Annotated in this window: 3 protein-coding genes and 1 pseudogene; 1 reads left to right on the top strand and 3 read right to left on the bottom strand. The window is 72.7% G+C overall.

The genetic code is table 11. The features are described from left to right. Positions 1–1,339, top strand: a 1,339-nt coding sequence (locus I53_RS11540; protein ID WP_043350708.1) for a PAS domain-containing sensor histidine kinase, incomplete at its 5' end; no start/stop codon positions are given. Between the two features lie 10 nt (positions 1,340–1,349). Here I53_RS11540 and I53_RS11535 read toward each other — a convergent pair. The 3 genes and pseudogenes from I53_RS11535 to I53_RS11525 all read right to left on the bottom strand — a co-directional run. Next, positions 1,350–1,604 (bottom strand): hypothetical protein, encoded by a 255-nt coding sequence (locus I53_RS11535; protein WP_043350706.1) that lies wholly within the window; start codon positions 1,602–1,604, stop codon positions 1,350–1,352. A 340-nt stretch (positions 1,605–1,944) separates the two neighbouring features. Next, positions 1,945–3,084 carry a GNAT family N-acetyltransferase gene (locus I53_RS11530; protein ID WP_043350705.1) on the bottom strand — a complete coding sequence of 380 codons (1,140 nt, stop codon included), beginning with the start codon at positions 3,082–3,084 and terminating at the stop codon, positions 1,945–1,947. After that, positions 3,081–3,346: pseudogene (locus tag I53_RS11525) on the bottom strand (polysaccharide biosynthesis C-terminal domain-containing protein); the annotation flags it as partial. The pseudogene I53_RS11525 and the gene I53_RS11530, both read right to left, overlap by 4 nt.

Genomic DNA, 3,346 nt, shown 5'->3' with positions numbered 1-3,346 from the left:
CCCCGAAATCAGCGAACAGGGGGCCCTCGAAGAGACCAACGCGGCGGCCGACATGCGCCTGCGCGACGCCGTCGAGGCGATCTCGGAGGCGTTCGTGCTCTGGGATACCGGCAATCGGCTGGTCCTGTGCAATTCCAAGTTCCGCCACCTCCACGCCCTGAGCCCGGAGGATGCGCAGGCCGGGCGAAGCTACACGGACGTGATGGGTCGCGGCGTGCTGCCTCAGGTCCGTCGGGAATCACCCGAGGCGGGCATGGCGTTGACCAGCATGGCGGCCCGGACCTTCGAGGCCGAACTCACCGATGGCCGCTGGCTGCAGATCAGCGAACGGCGCACCAAGGATGGGGGCTACGTCTCGGTTGGGACCGATATCACCAGCCTGAAGCGCAATCAGGAGCAGCTCCTCGCGTCCGAGCGCGAACTGATCGAGACCGTGAAGGACCTCAAGCGGTCCCGCCGGACCCTCGAGCTTCAGACCCAGCAGCTCGCCGACCTCGCCGAGCGCTATCTCGACCAGAAGGCAGTCGCCGAGGCCGCGAACCAGGCCAAGGCAGAATTCCTGGCCAATATGAGCCACGAACTGCGCACGCCGCTCAACGCCATCATCGGCTTTGCCGACGTGATGGAGAATGCCGTGCTCGGCCCGCTCGGCACCCCGCGCTACACCGAATATTGCCGCGACATCCGCGAGAGCGGCTCGCATCTGCTGTCCATGATCGACGACATCCTCGACATGGCCCGCCTCGAGGCCCGGCGGGTGCGGCTGATCCCGAAGGCGATCTCGGCGGAGGCCGCCATCACGGCTGCGCTCGCCCCGGTCGAGCCGGCCGCCCGCGAGAAGGCGATCACCGTCAGCGTCGACGTGACGTCCGGGCTGGACCTGCTGGCCGATCCGCAGGCGATCCGGCAGATCCTCGCCAACCTCCTGCAGAATGCCGTGAAGTTCACGCCCGCCGGCGGGCGCGTCGCGGTGCGCGCGCGCCGTGCCGGGGCGTGCACGCATCTGTACATCGAGGACAACGGCATCGGCATTCCGCGCTCCGATCTCGACCGGCTCGGCCGGCCCTTCACCCAGGTCGAGACGCAGATGACCCGCAGCCACAAGGGATCGGGCCTGGGCCTCGCCATCACCCGCTCGATGGTCGAGCTGCATGGTGGTTCGCTTCGGATCCGTTCCGAGGAAACGGTGGGCACGATCGTCCTCGTGCGCCTGCCGGCCGTGCCGGCCGACCGTTTGGATCCGCCGGTCCCCCTCGCGGCGGCAGGCCCCGGGTTGAAGACCCTGAGTGAGACGCCGCGGTCGGGTCGCGGCGCGGCCGGCCGATCCGCCGCGGCCTGACCGCACCCTCTCACGACCGCGAATCGAGACCGCCGAGGCGCGCGCGGCGCCCCTGTTCCACGTGCCAGCGCGCGTCCGCCACGGCCCGCGCCAGGCTCCGGATGCGCCATTGGCGATAGAGGGACAGGACAGGGTTGCGACCTAGCCCGGCTTGATGTCGGCTCAGGCGTCGCAGCAGGTCCGGCAGCTGCGCCGAAGCCGCGTCGCCGGTGGCGATGTCGATCGCCCGCAGTTCCGCCCGGAGCCCCGCTTTCCAGTCGTCCATGATGCCTCCTCCGCGCTGATCGCCCGACGCGACCGGGTCGCGGTTCCGAGCGTCCCGGCTGCCGGTCCTCCCGCGGCATGGCCACCCGGCGCCAAACCCCAGGGCCGGTCCGGTGGTCGCCCGGCAGGTGATCCGTGCGGCGGACCGGAAATGGAGAATACGACCGATGCGGTCGCGGGCAACGCGCAGTTCGCCCTGGCGCCCTGGCTCGGACACGCCGCCGGGCCGGCCTGCGCGCGGAGCACGGGCGCCGTCACCGGCCTTCCCGGGGCGGATGACCGGAGATCGCGCTCGCAAATCTCCGCAGGGCGCCCGTGGGTGCGACCTGCGCCGCGCCGATCTAGCGCCGCCGCAGCGCCCGCTTGGCGGCGGCGCGCGCGTCCCGCTCGAATCGGGCGAGCCGGAGGCGCCGCTCCAGGGGAATCACCTGCCGACCGGGCGGGACGGCGATGATCTCGGCGATCGGGGTCCGGTCGCGGTAGAGGCTTTCCAGAGCCGAACCGTCCAACGTCGCCGAGTCGAGGCGTTCGGCGAAGCGGGTCTCGTGGCAGGCCCGCACGATCTCGGCTTCCAGCAGGAGGCCCGGGGCGAGGCTGCGCAGGCCTTCGTCGTAGGCGGTCTTCAGCAGGGTCGCGGTGCCGCCGGTGACCAGGGCCAGGCTGACGGCAATCGGCCGCCCGTCGAGGGTCAGCGCATCGGCCCGGACGCCGACCGGGCCCGGTGTCGCCGTGAACAGGGCGCCGGCGAGCGCGGCGCTCTCCGGGCGGCAGGCCATGGCGGTGCCGGCCTTTCCCTTCCAGCCGACGCGCTCCAGGTCGAGAAATGCCGCAACGAGGCGGGCGAGGTCCGGTCCGTCCGCGGCGCTCACATGGGCGACGGCGCCGGTCTCCGCCAGACGGCGCGCCCGGCGACGCAGATCCTTGAAGCGCGCCCGGTTGGGATGATCGGCGAGGAACGCCGCTTGGTCGGCGCGCCGGTCCATGACCGGCCGGTCGAAGGCCGCCACCGTGCCGATCGCCCAGCCGCGCCGGCGCATTTCCGCCAGCATGTCCGGCACGGCGCCTTCTCCGGTCGGCAGCAGAGGCCAGCGCCACGCCCGGCCGCCGGAAGCCGCCTCGAGCCCGGCCACCAGCGCCCGCGCATGGGCCGTCCGGTCCGGGCCGTCGGCGATCAGCGGCGCGGTGGCGGTCACGTAGGGGGAGAGGAACGGCCGCAGGATCCGGCTGCCGAGGCCGCACAGGTCGCGGGTCGGCGCATACGGCAGCAGCGCCACGAGCCGGTCTCCCTGGCGGACCGTGACATAGCGCAGAGCGGCCGACAGGAGTCCTGCGGCCCGATGGGCATCGATCACGTGCCGCGCGAAATGCGGATGCGGGGCGGTGCTCGCTGCGACCAGCGCATCCCAGGCGACGGGATCCGGTGCGTCGGTCAGCGCGAACGCGACGTCGGAGGGCGCGCGGAGGGGGTTCGCCGCGGTCATCGGGCCATCCCGGCGGCCCAGACCGGGGTCGGCAGCCCGTGGATCCGCCCGGCGGCCCGGGCCAGAAGGGCGGCCCGGCCCATGGTCGCGAGCGCCACCGCCATGGCGGCGCCGAGCGTCCCGAAGGCCGGAACCAGGGCGAGGCACAGACCTGCGGCGGCGACGAGGCTCCCCACGGTGATGCCGGCACAAAGCCGCTCGCCGCCCAGCATGGTGAGGAGGTCCTTCTCCGGCCCGAACAGGCTCGCTCCGACGCTGCCGG

The sequence above is a fragment of the Methylobacterium sp. B1 genome (genome assembly GCF_000333255.1).
Lineage (GTDB): Bacteria > Pseudomonadota > Alphaproteobacteria > Rhizobiales > Beijerinckiaceae > Methylobacterium > Methylobacterium fujisawaense.
Note: the sequence above shows the minus strand (reverse complement) of the source record. Positions and strands in the feature narration are given on the sequence as shown.

Bases quoted from the DNA above. Each gene is read 5' to 3' on its own strand.
- I53_RS11535 (WP_043350706.1), bottom strand. From the start codon at position 1,604: ATGGACGACTGGAAAGCGGGGCTCCGGGCGGAACTGCGGGCGATCGAC.
- I53_RS11530 (WP_043350705.1), bottom strand. From the start codon at position 3,084: ATGACCGCGGCGAACCCCCTCCGCGCGCCCTCCGACGTCGCGTTCGCG.